General features: G+C 35.7%; 18 protein-coding genes. 7 read left to right on the top strand and 11 right to left on the bottom strand.

The features are described 5' to 3' along the window. Window positions 1-231: 231 nt before the first annotated feature. The 11 genes from ACSVH9_RS15270 to ACSVH9_RS15220 all read right to left on the bottom strand — a co-directional run bounded on the left by ACSVH9_RS15270 (window position 232) and on the right by ACSVH9_RS15220 (window position 11239). Window positions 232-369 (bottom strand): hypothetical protein, encoded by a 138-nt coding sequence (locus ACSVH9_RS15270; protein ID WP_438064453.1) that lies wholly within the window; start codon window positions 367-369, stop codon window positions 232-234. Window positions 370-501: 132 nt separating this feature from the next. Beyond that, window positions 502-645 (bottom strand): hypothetical protein, encoded by a 144-nt coding sequence (locus tag ACSVH9_RS15265; RefSeq protein ID WP_438064452.1) that lies wholly within the window; start codon window positions 643-645, stop codon window positions 502-504. A 123-nt stretch (window positions 646-768) separates the two neighbouring features. Then, window positions 769-909: a bacteriocin gene (locus ACSVH9_RS15260; protein WP_438064451.1), complete on the bottom strand. Its 141-nt coding sequence runs from the start codon at window positions 907-909 to the stop codon at window positions 769-771. A 210-nt stretch (window positions 910-1119) separates the two neighbouring features. After that, window positions 1120-2409: an HlyD family efflux transporter periplasmic adaptor subunit gene (locus ACSVH9_RS15255; protein WP_438064450.1), complete on the bottom strand. Its 1290-nt coding sequence runs from the start codon at window positions 2407-2409 to the stop codon at window positions 1120-1122. Between the two features lie 14 nt (window positions 2410-2423). Further along, a complete protein-coding gene (locus ACSVH9_RS15250; RefSeq protein ID WP_438064449.1) occupies window positions 2424-4646 on the bottom strand; it encodes a peptidase domain-containing ABC transporter in 2223 nt (740 codons plus the stop codon). A gap of 291 nt (window positions 4647-4937) precedes the next feature. Then, window positions 4938-5684, bottom strand: coding sequence for a LytR/AlgR family response regulator transcription factor (locus ACSVH9_RS15245; RefSeq protein ID WP_438064448.1), 747 nt, complete (start codon window positions 5682-5684; stop codon window positions 4938-4940). Window position 5685: 1 nt separating this feature from the next. Continuing rightward, window positions 5686-7413, bottom strand: a complete 1728-nt coding sequence (locus ACSVH9_RS15240; protein ID WP_438064447.1) for a tetratricopeptide repeat-containing sensor histidine kinase — start codon at window positions 7411-7413, stop codon at window positions 5686-5688. 97 nt (window positions 7414-7510) lie between these two features. Beyond that, complete coding sequence (locus ACSVH9_RS15235; RefSeq protein WP_438064446.1) at window positions 7511-7909, bottom strand: hypothetical protein; 399 nt, start codon at window positions 7907-7909, stop codon at window positions 7511-7513. A gap of 199 nt (window positions 7910-8108) precedes the next feature. After that, the gene (locus ACSVH9_RS15230) at window positions 8109-10244 is read right to left on the bottom strand and encodes a polyribonucleotide nucleotidyltransferase (RefSeq protein WP_438064445.1); all 2136 of its coding nucleotides are present in this window, start codon (window positions 10242-10244) and stop codon (window positions 8109-8111) included. Between the two features lie 164 nt (window positions 10245-10408). Continuing rightward, window positions 10409-10678 carry a 30S ribosomal protein S15 gene (gene rpsO, locus ACSVH9_RS15225; protein WP_064716460.1) on the bottom strand — a complete coding sequence of 90 codons (270 nt, stop codon included), beginning with the start codon at window positions 10676-10678 and terminating at the stop codon, window positions 10409-10411. A 105-nt stretch (window positions 10679-10783) separates the two neighbouring features. Next, window positions 10784-11239, bottom strand: a complete 456-nt coding sequence (locus ACSVH9_RS15220; RefSeq protein WP_438064444.1) for a GAF domain-containing protein — start codon at window positions 11237-11239, stop codon at window positions 10784-10786. Window positions 11240-11295: 56 nt separating this feature from the next. On the opposite strand from ACSVH9_RS15220, the gene xrtF reads away from it, so the two are divergent. From xrtF to ACSVH9_RS15185, 7 genes are all read left to right on the top strand, one after another. Next, window positions 11296-11862: an exosortase family protein XrtF gene (xrtF, locus tag ACSVH9_RS15215; RefSeq protein ID WP_438064443.1), complete on the top strand. Its 567-nt coding sequence runs from the start codon at window positions 11296-11298 to the stop codon at window positions 11860-11862. Then, window positions 11837-12274, top strand: coding sequence for an exosortase F system-associated membrane protein (locus ACSVH9_RS15210; RefSeq protein ID WP_438064442.1), 438 nt, complete (start codon window positions 11837-11839; stop codon window positions 12272-12274). The genes xrtF and ACSVH9_RS15210 overlap by 26 nt, the downstream gene beginning before the upstream one ends. Before the next feature lie 62 nt (window positions 12275-12336). Next, window positions 12337-13164, top strand: coding sequence for a restriction endonuclease (locus tag ACSVH9_RS15205; protein ID WP_438064441.1), 828 nt, complete (start codon window positions 12337-12339; stop codon window positions 13162-13164). 24 nt (window positions 13165-13188) lie between these two features. After that, entirely contained in the window at window positions 13189-14544 is a 1356-nt protein-coding gene (locus ACSVH9_RS15200) for an MBL fold metallo-hydrolase RNA specificity domain-containing protein (RefSeq protein WP_438064440.1), read from the top strand. A gap of 51 nt (window positions 14545-14595) precedes the next feature. Then, complete coding sequence (locus ACSVH9_RS15195; protein ID WP_438064439.1) at window positions 14596-15003, top strand: HYC_CC_PP family protein; 408 nt, start codon at window positions 14596-14598, stop codon at window positions 15001-15003. 229 nt (window positions 15004-15232) lie between these two features. Then, entirely contained in the window at window positions 15233-17242 is a 2010-nt protein-coding gene (locus tag ACSVH9_RS15190) for a TonB-dependent receptor plug domain-containing protein (protein ID WP_438064438.1), read from the top strand. Window positions 17243-17262: 20 nt separating this feature from the next. After that, window positions 17263-17607, top strand: a complete 345-nt coding sequence (locus ACSVH9_RS15185) for a heavy-metal-associated domain-containing protein (protein WP_438064437.1) — start codon at window positions 17263-17265, stop codon at window positions 17605-17607. The last annotated feature ends 87 nt before the right edge of the window (window positions 17608-17694 follow it).

The following is a 17694-nucleotide window of genomic DNA, read 5'->3' as shown; positions in this document are numbered from 1 at the left end:
CCCTCTAGAAGTCTCAGGTCCTCCCACTACGGTTTCAAGTTGTTCTTTAGTAAGGGGAGTGATTGTTTTTAGTTTTGCGGTTTTAGCAGTGTTTGTGGTTTGTGTGATTTTGTTTTTCATGATTTTTTGTTTTTGAAATTTAAGAATAGCCCCAATTTCTTTTGAGTCATTTGGGGGTTATGACTGTGTGGGCACGGATTGCAAATCCGCGGGGTATCGGGTTAAAAAAAGTTATAGTTTAATGACAGTACCTTTAGAAGTCTCAGGCCCTCCCACTACGGTTTCTAGTTGTTTTTTAGTTAGGGGAGTGATTGTTTTTAGTTTTGCGGTTTTAGCAGTGTTTGTGTTTTGTGTGATTTTGTTTTTCATAATTTGTTGTTTTAAAATTTAAAATAGCCCAATTTTTTTTAGTCACTTGGGGGTTATGACTGTATGGGCACGGATTGCAAATCCGCGCTATCGGGAGACTTCGTAGCGCTGGTTTTTCAATAAAGTTTATTTTTAATTTTGCACTCCTGTCACAGTCCCTCTAGAAGTCTCAGGGCCTCCCACTACGGTTTCAAGTTGTTCTTTAGTAAGGGGAGTGATTGTTTTTAGTTTTGCGGTTTTAGCCGTGTTTGCGGTTTGTGTGATTTTGTTTTTCATAATTTTTTGTTTTTGAAATTTAAGAAAAGCCCCAATTTCTTTTGAGTCATTTGGGGGGTATGACTGTATGGTGTGCTCAACTTGTGTGACGAAGTTGGGAGACTTCTTAGAGTTGGTAGTTTACTAAGGAACTTCTGTCGATGTGCCTCTAGAACCTTCGGGACCACCAATAACAGTCTCTAATTCGTCTTTAGAAAGAGGTTTTAAATTCTTTAGTTTTGCTGTTTTAGCAGTGTTTGTGGTTTGTGTTGCTTTGTTTTTCATAATTTTTTGTTTTTTAAATTTAAAAATAGCTCCATTTTTTTTGAGTCACTTGGGGGGTATGACTTTTGGGTTATATTAATCGTATTTTTTAGAAATTAAAAAATAAAAATAAACAAAAAATCCTGACGATTGCAAAAAAAAGTCAGGAAAGATACTACAAAAGAATGTTTATTTCGCTAAAGGATAGTTTTTTATAAATATTCGAAAAAATTACCTGCTTATGGCTTTCTTAAAACTATAAAACAAGCGCTCGGCTAGGGTTTTGTTTTCGGTAATGATTTCGGCAGAGGCAAGCATGCCGTTTCTAAAAGTTAAATGGGAATTATTGGTGGATTTTTGTCCGTTTGGTAAAGCAACAATAGCATAAAAATTTTTATTTTCTGGACTAGGAATTTGTGCTATTGATTTTATTTTTCCTTCGGCAGCACCATATTCTTCAAATGGATATCCTTGAAATTTGATGAGCACCTGCTGCCCTATTGTTACCTTTCCAAAATTGTCTTGAGGGATTTTTATTTCGCCCAAATATTCTTTTTTATTACCAGCAACATACAGTACAATACTGTTTGCTCTCAGGTTTTGTTTGGCTTGTAATGCGTCAGTAAAATTAATTATGCCTTGGTTTGGTGCCGTCAATACATAGTTGTTTTTCCATAAAGCAATTACACTACGCAAGGTGTTTAGCGATTGTTTGAAGGTTTCTTTTTGTTCAATAGCAAGTTTGTCCAGATCCAAGAGTTCTTTTTCTTTGGCTCTTATCAGTATAGTATTGTTTATTATTGCAGTTTCGGTATTTTTTAGCGGTAATTTTTTGTCTAAAAGCTTACTTTCTTCTTTATTTAAGTCGGATGCAGCAATAACATTTTGTTTGTACAAGGTTTTGTTCATCAGGAATTCTTTTTCCTGTAGTGCTGCATTTTGACTTAAAATTTGTTTTTGGTTTTTTAGATTTTGAGTCAAATGGTTTAATTCCTGAATGTCGCCTTTTAAAAAATTTTGTTTTTGTTGGTAGTACCCATCTCTAAACAAGGCAGCTGTTTGTACATACACTTGCTGAAAGTCTTGGTAAGCCATTTGTACGTTTCCAAGATTTTGATAGTTTTTGAGTTGCCATTGTTTTAAGTGCATCACATCTCTTTGATTGACCAAAGTGGCCAATTGCTCTAGTTCTTTGTCCAGACTCAAAACTTCTTGGTGTTTGGCGGTGCTTTCAAGGTAGCCCAACGTTTGTCCTGCAATTACGGATTGATTATCAGCTACAAATAATTGTTCCAATCGCCCGTTTACTTTAGCAATAACTGGTTTTGGTGTTTGTACTGCGATAAGTTTAAAATCGGCACGAATTATAGACGGGTATTCAATAAACCAAGTGATGGCAAACAAAACGAACAAAACACTACAAAGGATTAAACTACCCCACCGTATTAAACGGTTTGGAATTTGCTCCATATAATCTCTTATGGCTTCACTGCTAGTATCTATTTCTGGTAGGTTTGACATGTTGTAAATTTTTATTAATCACCAAGTTCTAATTGGTTTTTTACCAATGTAAAATAATATCCTTTTTTTGCTACTAATTCATTGTGGTTCCCTTGCTCTACGACTTCCCCTTTGTTGAGTACAATGATTTGGTTGGCATTTTTTACGGTACTCAAACGATGTGCTACTACTATAACCGTTTTACTTTTGTTTGCATCTCCTTTGAAGAATTCGTCAAGGTTTTTCATAATTACCGTTTCATTGTTAGCATCTAATGCCGAAGTAGCTTCGTCAAAAAAGATGTATTCGGGGTTTTTATAAACGGCTCTTGCAATCAAGATGCGTTGTTTTTGTCCACCACTGATGCCTATGCCACTATCGCCTATTTTAGTTTGGTAGCCATTGGGCAATTCTTCAATAAATTCAGTTATATTGGCGGTATGTGTAGCTTGGCGTAGCTTTTTGGGGTCAATTAATCCATTGATGTCGGATTCGCTTATGTTTCTAGCAATGGTATCGGCAAAAATAAACCCATCTTGCATTACTGCTCCGCAATTGGCCCTCCAAAAATTAAATCCTATATTTTTCAAATTTGTTGGACCTACATAGATCTGTCCGTTGGTAGGCTCGTTAAATTTCAATAATAGTTTTAATAATGTCGTTTTTCCACTTCCGCTTGCTCCCACAATTGCGGTAACTTTTCCGTTGGGAATGGTGATATTGATGTCTTTTAAGACCATTTGCGAAGCAGAACTCCCGTATTGAAAATTAAGATTCTCTATTTTGATACTTTTGTTTTCTGGCAGTTCATTGATAAAGCCTCCATCTACCGGTTCTTCGTTGTCTTTACTATGAATTTCTGAAAGTCGTAGTAAACTCAATTTTGCATCTTGATAACTTCTTATAAAAGTTAAAAAATTATTGATAGGTACATTCATTTGACCAATAATATATTGGACAGATAGCATAGTCCCAAGAGTCATTTCACCATTAATAACAGCTTTAGCTGCAATAAAACTTATGAATATGTTTTTTATTTGGTCTATAAAACGACCACCTTCATTTTGGCTTTGGTTTAATGATAAATTTTTAATATTTAATTTGAAAAGCGTCGTTTGAACGGCTTCCCAATCCCAACGGCGGCGTTTTTCAGAGCCATTGAGTTTGATTTCCTGCATCCCATTAACTAATTGAATAGTTGTGTTTTGATAGTTTGCTTGTTGGTCAAAATACCGAAAATCCAATTCGGCTCGTTTTTTCATAAATAACAAAATCCATATCATGTAAAACGCTGAGCCAACAAAGAAGACCAAAAATAAGTACAGATTGAAATAAGCCAAAATACAGCTAAAAACAAAAAGAGTGAGTGTTGAAAAAAGAACGTCTAATGTGGTGGTTGATAAAAATTCTTGAATACGGTAATTGTCTTTTAATCTTTGAAGGATATCTCCTGTAGCCCTACTGTCAAAATAAATAATAGGAAGGTTCATTAATTTGATTATAAAATCAGACAGCATTCTTAGGTTCATTCGGCTGGTGATGTGCAGCAAAATCCAATTTCGAAAAACACTAAGTGCAGACTGTGAAATAAATAATACTACTTGAGCGGTTAATATAAGGTATATGAAGTTGAGGTTGCGGGTATTGATTCCTGTATCAACAATTTGCTGGGTAAGAAATGGAAATATTAATTGAATAACCGTACCAAAAAACAATCCTAAAAAAATTTGGGCAATGTATTTTTTATGAGGTCTGATGTATTGGTTTAAAAAAGAAAGTAAATTTGGTTTTTTAGAAACGTTTTTATCATCTTCATAGAACAGAGGAGTGGGTTCCATTACTAAGATAATACCTTCCGAGTCTTCTTGTTTGTTTTTGGAAGGTAACCATCCTTCTACGAACTCTTTCTTAGTGTAAGTTATAAGGTCATAGTTTGCTGGATCGCCCACAATGATCTTATCATTCTTAATCTCATAAACAACTGCATAATGGCGTTGCCGCCAATGTACAATACAGGGTAAAGGTATATCCTCGGCTAGGGATTGATAATTCACACTTAGTCCCATAGTAGCAAAACCGATTTTCTCAGCAGCATCCACTAGTCCTGCCATGGAGGTACCTTGTCCAGAAATAAACGAAATCTCACGCAAATAAACCAAATCGATGTTCTTGCCGTGATATTTACAAATCATTTTTAAGGAGGTTGGACCACAATCCATAAAATCATATTGATGATAATGGGGGTATTTTTTTCTCATTCCGTTATTTCAAATTAGGGATTTGGTTTTTAATTTGGGAGGTTGTAAATATAGTCAAATACCTACTAATGAGAAATAGTTTAGTTATTTTTAAAAGTAATTTACTTACTTACTAGTATGTAAACCACTAAATAATTTATTAGTGTTTTTTAAATGGAGAGAAGATTTTTATATGCATTTTGAATTTAATAACTTCATCAGAACTTATTTCTTACTTCGTTTAAGTAATTTAAGTGGTGTTAGTTATTGTCTTTTTATAATATAGCGATTGCAAAATCTGAGGAAACGATATTACGACAAAATATTCATTTTCTTAATGAAGTCTTTGTAGGTGTCGCTTAGGTTGACTTTGTGTCCGCCTTGTACGATGATTAAATTGTCGGCAAGGATGATTTCTTCGATTTTGTTTACATTGACCAAGTAATTGCGATGGGTTTTGATGAATTCATTGGGATTGAGTAAACCGCTGATTTTGGTCAACGAAATTAAAATCACAAATTTTTCTTTCTCAGTAATGATGTTGCAATACCGTTCTTCCACTTCGATGTAGAGGATGTCTTTTAGGGCTACTTTTTTTAAGGCATTTTTTTTCTTGATAAACAAATACTCATTGCTTACCACGGTATCTTGTTCTTCGCTTTGAAAGACTTGGCTTTGGGCATAAAATTTTTCTACTGCCATTTCAATAGCATACAAAATTTCTAATGCATTGAAAGGTTTCATCAAGAAACTAAACGGTTTAGTGAGTTTGGCTCTTTCGAAGATTTGACGGTCTTGCGAACTGGTCAAAAACACAAAAGGCTTAACCGCATTGGGTACTATGCTAATCGCTTCAGCAAAAGCAATGCCATCGGGTTTTCCATCCAAAAAAACATCTATGATGGCAATATCTACTTTTTCGCTATAAAACAGCGTTAAGGCATCTTTAAAGGTTCTTGCTACCCCAACGATGTTGTAGTTGTTTTCCAAAAGTACTTTGCTTAAGGCGTGGCTTTCTTCTGGTGTATCTTCTATGATTAGAATGTTGATGGTATCCATATTATACGGTTTTTGGGAATGATAAAATCATCTTAGTGCCTTTGTTGAGTTCGCTTTCTATGGCGAGTGTGCCGCCATTTTTCTTGATCATTTGTTTGCATAATTGCATTCCGAGTCCCGTTCCTATGATTTCTGAATTGCTTTTCTTGGCCAATAGTTCGTTGTCTTCTAATAACTCGGCTATGGTTTCTGGACGCATCCCAATGCCTTGATCTTCAATGATGAATTGATGGAACTCGGATGGGGTGTCTAGGCTATAAAAACGAATTTTGCTGTTCTCTGGAGAGAATTTAATAGCATTATCCAACAAGTTGCGCAAAATTATTTTTAACGAATCGAGATCTACGAAGATAAAACAGTTTTTGGATACTTCATTTTCAAAGGCAATTGTTTTTTCTAACAGTAAGGGTTTGTAGCTGTATTCTATTTGTTGTACAATAGAAAACAAATGCACCGAATCTTTATGAAAATACAATTGTTGGGTTTGTAGTAACGCCCAATGCAACAAATTGTCTAATAGGCTATAGGCGCCATTGGCAATCGCACTGTTTTGATGCAGGAGTTTGTCGAGTTCGTCGTAGTTTTTGGATTCTAATGAACTGGTGAGTTTGGTGTTGCTGGTTTTTAGTGCATTAACTGATGAACGCAAATCGTGGCTAACAATAGAAAACAGTTGGTCTTTGGTCGCGTTGAGTTCGTCTAGTTTTTCTTTTTGGCTTAAAATGATTTTGGCATTTTTTACCTTTTGTCCATAAACATACACACCGCCAGTTAAAAGGAGTAGCAAACCTACGGTAGAGAAAAACATGGTATTGCGTTGCGTATTTTTTAATTCATTCTCTACTTTGAGTACCGAGATTTGTTTTTGTTTTTGAGCCACCGCATATTTTTTCTCGTAATCTGCGAGTGCCCAAACTTTGTTTTGGTTGTTAAGAGAATCTTGCCATTGCTCTGATTCTTTGCGGTAGACTAGGGCTTGTTTGAAATTGCCTCGATTTTCTTCGACTATCGCCATGTTTTTGGAAGCTACCCTTCTGGTGTCAAAATTTTTTACTTTTTTGGATAAAAAATAGGCTTTCTCAAAATAGGGAATGGCTTGGCGATCTTTGTATTGTTGATAGTATAAATTTGCAATATTGCTATAGCTTCCAATTAATGAAATAGTGTCTTTTTCTTTTTTTAAAATCTCATTGCTTTTTAAGTAGTAATTTTCTGCACTTGAGAGCTGATTTAAAAGTAAATAACAAAGCCCAATATTTTCATATAGACTTTTGATATAATACTTTTTTTTATCCTTTTCTGAAAGTTTTTCGAGTATACTAAAGTAATAAATGCTGTTTTTATAGTCTTTTAATTCTAATGAAATGATACCAAGATTATTGTAAACAAAAGGATATAACGGCCATTTTTTGGAAATCAAATTAAATTCGGTTTTCGCTTCTCGAAAAAGTTTTAATTCTCGGAAACTACTACCTCTTAAAAAATGGCAATAATCTGCTATTTCTTTAGTTTTGCTAGAATTTAGCTGTTTCATTGAATATACTAGAGTAGAATCCCAGTATTTTTTATAAAAAAATATTTTTGCTTTTTTAAAATTAATTTCGGTTGGAAATTTTTGCGTTTGTTTATTAAGTTCTAAGTGCAATAAATCTTTGTTGTTTTCTTGTGGGAATACAAAAAAGCTAGAGAATACAATGCATAGATTTATAATTATTCGTACTCTAAACATAACGATTTGTTTTATGGATGTAAAATGAAAAGCATCGAGAAAAATATGTGTCAAAGACTGTTTTTTCGATGCCTTTTTATACTATTTATAGGGCTTATTATGGATACTTAACGATTACCTCCGTTCCTCTAGAAGTCTCAGGATCTTCATTTACCATATAAGAATCAATTTCTGTAATGTTTCCCACAGTGTCCGAAGTATAATCCACTTCTATATAATATACATCGCAAGTTTCTGGGGTTTCTTCGGAGAAATTGTAATCGTAATTCATGGTTAGTACGTTTCCATTTTCTATTGGGGTTTGCACTGTTGGTGGGATAGTGTCCTCTGAGTTCATGTACAAAGTAGCTCTAATTTTTAGGGTTAAGGGACCACCTTCAGGGGTGTAGAATTTTGCCGAAACCAAAGGAGCAACTGGATAGGTTACGGTTGCAGGACTTGTAAAAGTAAATACTTGTGTGTTAATTTTTGTGTTTTGAATAACTGTAATTGCCATGTCTATTACTGGTTTATAAGGTTAATAAGGTTAAAGGTATTTTTTTTATATGAATTAAATGTAAAGTTGTTTAACTTTTTTTGATTTTTATTGTGAAATTCATAAATAACTATGGATTTAGGCTCGATTTTTTATGCAAAGAAAAACCCCTTACTCAAAATGAATAAGGGGTTTTTGAATATAACCTTTACTTGAATCGTTATTCTTTTTTCTCTTCGCGTGGAGGTCTAGGTACTAATGCTTTTTTAGAAACCTTCTCTTTACGAGTTTTAGGATCAATACCTAAGTATTTCACTTGGAAAACATCTCCCATTTTTACAACATCGGCAACGTTTTCAGTTCTTTCCCATGCTAATTCAGAAACGTGCAATAACACTTCGTTTCCTGGAGCAGCAGTATATTCTACCACAGCACCAAAGTCAAGCATTTTGATTACTTTCACTTCATACGCTTCTCCCATTTGTGGTTTAAAAGTAATAGAAGCAATTTTTGCTAATACAGCTTCGATTCCAGCAGGATCCGTTCCTAAAATTTCAATCACACCTTGCTCGTCTACTTCGTTGATTACGATGGTAGTTCCTGTAGCTTTTTGTAATTCTTGAATTACTTTTCCACCAGGTCCGATCAAGGCACCAATATAAGTTCCAGGAATAGTTCTTGTAATGATTTTTGGAGCGTGTGCTTTTACGTCAGCTCTAGGTGCAGCGATAGTTTCGGTCAATTTGCCTAAAATATGCAAACGTCCATCACGGGCTTGTGCCAAGGCTTGCTCCATAATGTCATAACGTAAACCTTCTATTTTAATATCCATTTGACAAGCTGTGATTCCGTCAGCAGTTCCAGTTACTTTAAAGTCCATATCTCCTAAATGATCTTCGTCACCTAAAATATCAGACAATACCGCAAATTTCTCTCCGTCAGTAATCAATCCCATAGCAATTCCAGAAACTGGTTTTACCATTTGAACTCCAGCATCCATTAAGGCCATTGTACCTGCACAAACGGTTGCCATAGAAGAAGAACCGTTAGATTCTAATACTTCAGAAACCACACGGATAGTGTAAGGACAGTCAGCAGGAATCATGTTTTTTAACGCACGTTGTGCCAAGTTTCCGTGACCTACTTCTCTTCTTGATGTTCCTCTTAGTGGTTTTGCTTCACCAGTAGAGAAAGGAGGGAAGTTGTAGTGTAAATAGAATTTCTCTTCACCTTGTTCTGATGGAGAGTCGATTTGGTTCGCTTCTCTAGATGTTCCTAAAGTTACTGTAGCCAAAGCTTGTGTTTCTCCACGAGTAAATAAAGAAGAACCGTGAACTCTTGGCAAATAATCTGTTTCACACCAAATTGGTCTAATATCAGTTGTTTTTCTACCATCTAAACGAACACCTAATTCTAACACTACATTACGAACGGCTTCTTTGTTGGTTTTGTAGAAATATTTTGAAACTAAATCACCGTCAGCAGCCAATTCTTCTTCAGTAAATAAAGCTTTTACTTCTTCTTTTACTTCAGCAAATGCAGCACTTCTTTCGTGTTTAGCAGAACCTACTTTTGCGATAGCATAAATTTTATCGTAAGCAGCAGCTTTTACTTTTTTATAAATTTCTTCGTTTTCTTTTTCTCCTTCGTAAGTACGAGTTTCTTTTTTGCCAAAAGCCGCTTGTAAACGATATTGTGCTTCAATTTGAACTTTAATCGCTTCGTGTGCAAATTTGATGGCTTCTACCATTTCAGCTTCTGAGATTTCTTTCATCTCACCTTCCACCATCGCTACAGAGTCCATAGAAGCACCAATCATCATGTCGATGTCTGATTTTGCTAAGTCTTCTCTGCTTGGGTTGATTACAAATTTACCATCAATACGTGCAACACGTACTTCGGAAATCAAATTGTAAAACGGAATATCAGATACTGCTAATGCTGCAGATGCTGCTAAACCTGCCAATGCATCTGGCATTACTTCTTCATCATGAGACATCAATTGAATCATAACTTGTGTTTCAGCATGATAGTCATCTGGGAATAGTGGACGTAAAACACGGTCTACTAAACGCATCGTCAATACTTCGCTGTCGCTAGGGCGTGCTTCTCTTTTGAAGAAACCACCTGGAAAACGACCTGCTGCTGCGAATTTTTCGCGGTAATCTACTGTTAATGGTAAGAAATCTACCGCTGGGTTAGCGCTACGAGCTGAAACTGCTGTGGCAAGTATCATCGTGTCGCCCATTCTAACTACTACAGAACCATCCGCTTGTTTGGCTAATCGTCCTGTCTCGATTGTGATGCTTCTGCCATCACCCAAATCGATTTTTTCTACAAATAATTGTGGAATCATAAATTTTTCCTTAATTGGTTATACAATGGGTTTTAGTTGTGTTGTAGTAGTTGTTGTAGTAGTTGTTGTTCCTAAAACCCAATGAAAAACCAAACTTTTTTTCTTGTAAATGCTTGAAATGTAAAAACAAAAAGAGGCACTTTCGCACCTCTTTTTTATATTGATTATTTTCTAATATTCAATACTTTGATAATCTCACGGTATCTGTTGATTTCTTTTTTCTTCAAGTAATCCAACAAAGCTCTTCTTTTACCTACTAATAGTACCAAAGAACGCTCAGTGTTATAATCGTGACGATTTTTTTTCAAGTGCTCAGTTAGGTGGCTAATTCTGTGAGTGAATAAAGCGATTTGTCCTTCTGCAGATCCAGTGTTTTCTGCTTTTCCTCCGTGTTTCGCGAAAATTTCCGCTTTTACTTCTTTAGTTAAATACATGCTAATATTATTTAAATGATTTTTATGTATGACTTACAGCTATTGTAAGACGGGTGCAAAAGTAGAAAATAATTATTAATTATTAAGTACAAATTAATGAAATCCTTAAAATAACTTTGCAATTTCTTCATTCACAAACTCCAAGAATCGTTCGTCGGCTTCAGTGAAAGGGTCGATAACGTGACTATCAATATCGATTTGACCAATGTTTACCCCGTTTACAAATAGCGGCACTACAATTTCTGATTTTACGGTAAAGCTGCACGCAATATAGTTATCTTGTGCGGCCACATCAGGAACTACAAAGTTGGCATTCGATTCGGCTACTTGTCCGCAAATTCCTTTTCCGAAGGGAATAACAGTATGGTCTGTTTCAGCTCCTACATAAGGACCTAAGTGTAAGGTTTTGGTATCGTGGTTGGCGAAGTAAAATCCTACCCAATTGTAGTAGTCAACAGATTCGTTCAGCAGTTGGCAAATGGCTAATAATTTCTCGTCTCTAGTACTAGTGGCGCTGCTTGTAATGGCAATTACCTTTGGTTGTAATTCTTGAAATGTCATTTTATAATTGTTTTTATACAAAAGTATTTAATGCTAGTCTTATAAATTACATAAATTTGAAAAAAAAATCAATTTTGAAAAACTATTGGACACTTTACAAGCCTTTTTTGAAATTCATTGGGGCATTTTTATTCGCTTATATCTTGCTTACTTTTTTATACCAGTGGTATCTGTCAGGATATGAAAATAATCAATTGGATGGTATCACGCGTCTTGTAGCAAGTCACGTTGAAAAAGTCTTGCAAGTATTCGATTCCAATTCGGCTGTAGTGTATCATCAAAATACTAAAATCAGTATTTTGATGCATCAAAAAGAAGTGGCTACCGTAATTGAGGGATGCAATGCAATAAGTATTATGATACTTTTTGTTTCTTTTGTGATTGCTTTCGCTGGAAAGTTTAAGGCTACTTTGTTGTATTTGATTGGAGGTAATGTCTTGATTTATTTGCTCAACGTGATTAGAATTGCAGTTTTGAGCCTACTCTTGTATCGTTTTTCAGCCTATGAGCATCTTTTGCATGGTGTGATTTTTCCTCTGTTTATTTATGGGGTCGTTTTTATCTTATGGTTTATTTGGGTTAACTACTTTTCTATCTATGCTAAAAAACCTACTTCAAAATAAAGGCAAAATCGTTCTTGGGTTGTTGCTTGTTTTTCTTTTAGTGTTAATTCGCGAATTTGAAACACAACTGTTTTATGATCCTTTTTTGGCTTTTTTTAAAAGTGATTATGCTGGTCAACCTTTGCCAATATATGAACCCATTCCATTGTTTTTAGGATTGCTTTTGAGATACGGATTGAATTCCTTGTTATCCTTGGCTTTGTTGTATGTTATTTTTGAAGATAAGGATATGCTTCAGTTTTCGGGTGTACTGTTTGCTGTTTTCTTTGTGGTTTTACTATTGACTTTTTTTTACATCCTTTCTTTTCAGAATCAAAATTATTTGCTTCTTTTTTATGTGCGTAGGTTTTTGATTCAACCTATTTTTATCCTGCTCTTTATCCCTGGATTTTATTATCAAAAACACCTTTAATAGCTAATTTATACGTACCTTTAGTTGGATTTCTGCATATAGAATATGTAAACTAAAGCGTGATGAAAGTTGTCAAATATTCAGGGGATACAGTTGATTTTAATTCCAATAAGTTATTGGAATCACTACTAAAAGCAGGTGCCAATCCTGAGCAAGCCCAACATATCATTTCGACCATAAGTGCGCAACTTTTTGAGGGGATGGCGACCAAGCAAATCTACAAGATGGCTTTTGCCTTGCTAAAGAAAAATTCAAATGCACATGCGGCGCGTTACAACTTGCGTGAAGCCATCCGAATGTTAGGTCCTGCAGGTTTTTATTTTGAAAAATATATAGCGCGACTTTTTGAATCAGAAGGCTATAAAACGAAAACCAATTTAGTTTTACAAGGAAAATGTGTTACGCACGAGATTGATGTTTTGATTCAAAAAGACTCTGAAATGGGGATGGTTGAATGCAAGTTTCACGCGGGTAGAGAAGTGGCTTCGGATGTAAAAGTACCGATGTACATTTTGTCAAGATTCAATGATTTAAAAACAAAATCACATTCTTTTTTTGATTCCAAAAGTCCTCTGACTTTGTGTTGGATAGTAACCAATAATCGATTTACGACAGATGCCATCACTTTTGCAAATTGTTCAGGATTGCAACTTTTGAGTTGGAATTATCCCGAAAATAATTGTTTGAAGTCCAAAACGGACCAGAATAAATTATATCCCATTACATGTTTGACCACTTTGTCTCTGGCAGAAAAGGAGCATTTATTGCAAAAAGATTTACTATTGGTTAAAGATATTTTGACCCATTCATCGGTTTTGAATACAATTGGTTTGAGTCCAAATAGGATACAAAATGTACTCAAAGAAGCAAGAGAATTGTGTGGTAGTTAGCATTTAATTTAAAAAACATTCCTCATGAAAATTACATGTATTGGAGGGGCAGGAACTGTTACCGGTTCGAAAACCCTCGTAGAAAGTAACGGAATTCGGATTTTGATTGATTGTGGACAGTTTCAAGGGATTAAGCCCTTGCGAGAATTGAATTGGGAACCTTTGCCTGTTTTGCCTGCTACCATTGATTTTGTTTTGCTGACTCACGGTCATTTAGATCATTGTGGCTGGTTGCCAAGATTAGTCGATCAAGGTTTTAAGGGAAAGATTTATTGTACGAGTCCCACGGCTGCTATAGCCAAATTAATTTTACTAGATAGCGCCAAAATTCAAGAAGAAGAAGCCAATAAAGCGAATGAAGGCCATTATTCGAAACATCAAATTGCTGAACCACTTTATACTGTGGCTCAAGCCGAACAAGTGTTTTCCCATTTTAGAGTGATTCAGCCCAAAACAGTTATTTCTTTGGATGCCGAAATTCAAGCTGTTTTTAGTAACGCAGGACATATCCTAGGTGCTTGTAGTATCGAATTGCATTTAGAAAATCAATATTTGGTTTTCTCGGGAGATATTGGACGCGACAATGATGTGTTGCTATTTCCACCTACCTTACCAACTCGAGGCGATTATTTGTTTTTAGAAAGTACCTATGGAAACAGATTGCATCCCGAAACCGACCCCAAACTTGAGTTGGAAATGTACATCAACAACGCTATTGCCAAAGGCGGAACGGTAATTTTGCCCAGTTTTGCAGTCGAAAGAGCTCAGAGTGTGATGTTTTTATTGTGGCAATTGAAAGAAGAAGGGCGAATTCCTTCGATTCCCTATGTTATTGATACCCCAATGGGAATTAGTATGCTTGACCTTTTTGAGCATAATGCGAAATGGCATAAATTAACGCAAGAACAGTATGTTGGAATGTGTAAAATGTTTACGATGGTTTCTGATTATAAAGAAACGATTGAGATAATTTATAACAAACAGCCAAAAGTAGTTATTGCTGCGAGTGGAATGATAACAGGAGGAAGAGTCTTGAGTTATTTAGAACGCTATATTGGTTTGCCAGAAACAACAGTAATTATTATTGGATATCAGGCCGAAGGAACTCGGGGTAGAAAATTATTAGAAGGCGCTCAGGATATCAAAATTCGCGGTAAATATTATGAGGTCAAAGCCAATATTGTAGAGATTGAAGGCTTGTCAGCTCACGGTGATCAGAAGGATTTATTGCATTGGCTATCGGCTTTAGAAAACAAACCTAAGAAAGTGTTTTTGGTGCACGGCGAAAATCAAGCGGCTGATGAATTGCGCATTAAGATTCAAGAACTTTATGGCTTTGAATGTGTAGTTCCAATGATGGGACAAGCGTTTGATTTGTAATTTTAACAAATATTTTAATTGCTACAAGAATCCAATGAGTAATTTCGCAGTATGAATGTAAAGAAGAGCACTAGTTTATTTTTGGCACTCCTATTATTGGTTTCCAATATAGGTATGGCTTTTAATGTGCATTATTGTGGCGATTCTATTGCTGCGATAAGTTTGCATTCTGAACTTTTATCTTTGACGGAACCTGATGGCTGTTGTGAGAAAACAGCAGTTGTCGAAAAAGATTCTTGCTGTAAAGATAAAGTGGTGCATTTTGAGAAAAAGTCGGATAATGCGACTGTGAAAATTGTACTGTTTGATATTTCGGCTCCTTTCTTAGTGCCTGTTCAGCAAGTTCCAGTTTTTGCTAGAACACTTCATTTTCAAAAAGCGGTAGTCAACGATTTTTATGTTGCTATCAATGCACCGCCGCTCTATCAATTATACCATCAATACATTTTTTACGCCTGATTTTTGTTTATTTAATTTCTTGAAAATTTTATAAACAGTTGTCGTTTGAGCCTATTTTTTCTTGTACGCAGGTTTGCGTAAGGGATAGCAGCAGTCCGCCGCGGCGGACGCGTATAGCCCGACCGCATTTAGGCAAGGGGGCGAATAGCACGTTACTTTTATTGCCCCCTTGACTAAATGGGGTTACGCCCAAAATATGTTGGGACGACGGCATAAATCAGAGTAAACAATGTATAAAAAAATAGTGCTTTTAGCCACCATTTTACTTGCGTTTCCGGTTTTTTCACAAGAAAATCTAGACGAAGTAAAGGTGACCAAAAAGCGAAAAGGATTGCAAAAATCCTTCACGGTTACCACCAACACTACCTTGGTGACCAGCAAAGAGTTGCTTAAAGCAGCTTGTTGTAATTTGGCCGAAAGTTTCGAGACCAATCCATCTATTGATGTGAATTTTTCGGATGCTTTGACGGGCACGAAACAAATCAAAATGTTAGGTTTGACGAGTCCGTACCTGATGATTACGGAAGAAAATGTACCATCCGTTCGTGGGGCATCCCAAGCGTATGGCTTGTCGTTTACTCCGGGAACTTGGGTCGAAAGTATTCAAATTACCAAAGGCGCGGGAAGCGTGGTGAATGGGTATGAGAGCATTTCGGGACAAATTAACACCGAATTAATCAAGCCTATCAATGATATTCCTTTCTTTTTGAATGCCTACGGTTCTACCGATTCTCGATTTGAGTTGAACACGCATTTTAACACGCAATTGTCCCAAAAGTGGAGTAGTAGTTTGTTTGTACACGGTAACACTCGTGTGTCTAAAATGGACCAGAACAACGATGGTTTTATGGATAATCCGTTGGCAAAGCAAATCAATGTTATGAATCGCTACCAATATTATGATGCCGAAAAAGGTCTTGTGAGTTTTATCAATTTCAGGTATATGAATGACAAAAAGCAATCGGGAGAGGTTGATTTTGATCCAGATAAAGACAGAGGTACTACTAATCGTTGGGGTTCTGAAATCAATACACAACGATTGGATTTGGCTACGAAAGTGGGCTATGTCTTCAAAGATATGCCGTTTCAAAGTATAGGTTTTCAAAATGCTTTTACGTTACACGATCAAAATTCGTATTACGGATTGAATGTGTACGATATTAAGCAAAGTAGCTTTTATTCGAATTTGATTTTCAATTCTATTATTAACAATACCAAAAATAAGTTTGCTACAGGAATCAACTTTGCATACGATAACTACAATGAGTTTGTGGGGTTGATAGATTATGGAAGAGTAGATAATTCTGTAGGTGCTTTTTTTGAGTATACGTATGATAACGACGATAATTTCAGTTTAGTTTTGGGCGGAAGAGTCGATAATCACAATCGATTGGGGACTTTTGTAACGCCACGTTTACATCTTCGTTACAATCCTTGGGAAAAATCGGTGATTCGTTTTTCGGCAGGAAGAGGAAAACGCGCGGCGAATATTTTTGCCGAGAACCAATCGTTGTTTGCTAGCTCTAGAACGCTTTCTGTTTTGGATACCGATGGAAAAATCTATGGGTTGAATCCAGAAATTGCCTGGAATTATGGTCTAAGTTTTAATCAAAAATTTCAATTGTTTGGACGAAACGGCGATGCAGGATTTGATCTTTACAGAACCGATTTTCAAAATCAAGCGGTTGTTGATGTTATGCAATCGCCGCAGCAGGTTTTGTTTTATAATCTAAAAGGGAAGTCCTATGCGACGAGTTTGCAAATCGAATTCAATTATGAACTTGCGAATCGTTTTAGTTTGCGTTCTGCTTATAAGTATTATGACATTCAAACGCACTATTTGTCTGGTGTTTATCAAAGACCTTTGCAAGCGAAGCATCGTTTTTTTGGGAATTTAGAATACGAAACAGGACGAAGTGAATCTGGAAGCCAATGGCGTTTTGATGCGACTTATAATTGGTTAGGCAAACAGCAATTGCCAGTAACAGCCTCGAATCCTGCTCAAGATCGTTTGCCTGAGTTTTCACCTTCTTATAACTTGATTAATGCTCAAGTAACACATGTGTTTTCTTCTAGCTTTGAAATATATGTTGGAGGAGAAAATATTGGAAATTATAAGCAAAGCAAAGCAATACTTGGAGCAGAAACTCCTTTTGGGCCTACTTTTGATGCCTCAATTGTATATGCGCCAATCTTTGGTCAAATGTATTATGCAGGCCTACGTTTTAAAATAAAATAAACTTTAAATAAATAGAAATCATGAAAAAAATAGTTTTAGTTGTATTAGTTGCTTTAGTTGGTTTTGTTGCTCAAGCACAAGAAAAAAAGAACAAAAATGCTAAATATGTAACTGAGGTAAACGGGAATTGCGGTTTGTGTCAAAAACGTATTCAAAAAGCAGCTCTTTCGGTAGAAGGAGTGAAGTCAGCTACTTGGGATATTCCTTCGCATCAATTATCTTTAATTCTCAATGAAGAAAAGTGTTCCCTTCTTGATGTTAAAAAGGCAATTGCAAAAGTGGGTCATGATACGGATGAGGTAAAAGCAACCAAAGAAGATTATGACAAGTTGCATTCATGTTGTTTGTATGAGAGAAAAGAATAGCAAAGACAATGACACCCAAGACAATCGTTTTGGGTGTTTTTTTAAACCGTTAATAAAACTTTAAAATAGGGGTTTGTTTTGCGCCTT

The organism is Flavobacterium sp. RSSB_23 (assembly GCF_051547145.1).
Taxonomy (GTDB): Bacteria; Bacteroidota; Bacteroidia; order Flavobacteriales; family Flavobacteriaceae; genus Flavobacterium.
This window is presented reverse-complemented; position numbering and strand designations above follow the sequence as displayed.

Coding starts and splice junctions, on each gene's coding strand:
- ACSVH9_RS15270 (WP_438064453.1), bottom strand. CDS start 369: ATGAAAAACAAAATCACACAAAACACAAACACTGCTAAAACCGCAAAA.
- ACSVH9_RS15265 (WP_438064452.1), bottom strand. CDS start 645: ATGAAAAACAAAATCACACAAACCGCAAACACGGCTAAAACCGCAAAA.
- ACSVH9_RS15260 (WP_438064451.1), bottom strand. CDS start 909: ATGAAAAACAAAGCAACACAAACCACAAACACTGCTAAAACAGCAAAA.
- ACSVH9_RS15255 (WP_438064450.1), bottom strand. CDS start 2,409: ATGTCAAACCTACCAGAAATAGATACTAGCAGTGAAGCCATAAGAGAT.
- ACSVH9_RS15250 (WP_438064449.1), bottom strand. CDS start 4,646: ATGAGAAAAAAATACCCCCATTATCATCAATATGATTTTATGGATTGT.
- ACSVH9_RS15245 (WP_438064448.1), bottom strand. CDS start 5,684: ATGGATACCATCAACATTCTAATCATAGAAGATACACCAGAAGAAAGC.
- ACSVH9_RS15240 (WP_438064447.1), bottom strand. CDS start 7,413: ATGTTTAGAGTACGAATAATTATAAATCTATGCATTGTATTCTCTAGC.
- ACSVH9_RS15235 (WP_438064446.1), bottom strand. CDS start 7,909: ATGGCAATTACAGTTATTCAAAACACAAAAATTAACACACAAGTATTT.
- ACSVH9_RS15230 (WP_438064445.1), bottom strand. CDS start 10,244: ATGATTCCACAATTATTTGTAGAAAAAATCGATTTGGGTGATGGCAGA.
- rpsO (WP_064716460.1), bottom strand. CDS start 10,678: ATGTATTTAACTAAAGAAGTAAAAGCGGAAATTTTCGCGAAACACGGA.
- ACSVH9_RS15220 (WP_438064444.1), bottom strand. CDS start 11,239: ATGACATTTCAAGAATTACAACCAAAGGTAATTGCCATTACAAGCAGC.
- ACSVH9_RS15210 (WP_438064442.1), top strand. CDS start 11,837: ATGCTAAAAAACCTACTTCAAAATAAAGGCAAAATCGTTCTTGGGTTG.
- ACSVH9_RS15205 (WP_438064441.1), top strand. CDS start 12,337: ATGAAAGTTGTCAAATATTCAGGGGATACAGTTGATTTTAATTCCAAT.
- ACSVH9_RS15200 (WP_438064440.1), top strand. CDS start 13,189: ATGAAAATTACATGTATTGGAGGGGCAGGAACTGTTACCGGTTCGAAA.
- ACSVH9_RS15195 (WP_438064439.1), top strand. CDS start 14,596: ATGAATGTAAAGAAGAGCACTAGTTTATTTTTGGCACTCCTATTATTG.
- ACSVH9_RS15190 (WP_438064438.1), top strand. CDS start 15,233: ATGTATAAAAAAATAGTGCTTTTAGCCACCATTTTACTTGCGTTTCCG.
- ACSVH9_RS15185 (WP_438064437.1), top strand. CDS start 17,263: ATGAAAAAAATAGTTTTAGTTGTATTAGTTGCTTTAGTTGGTTTTGTT.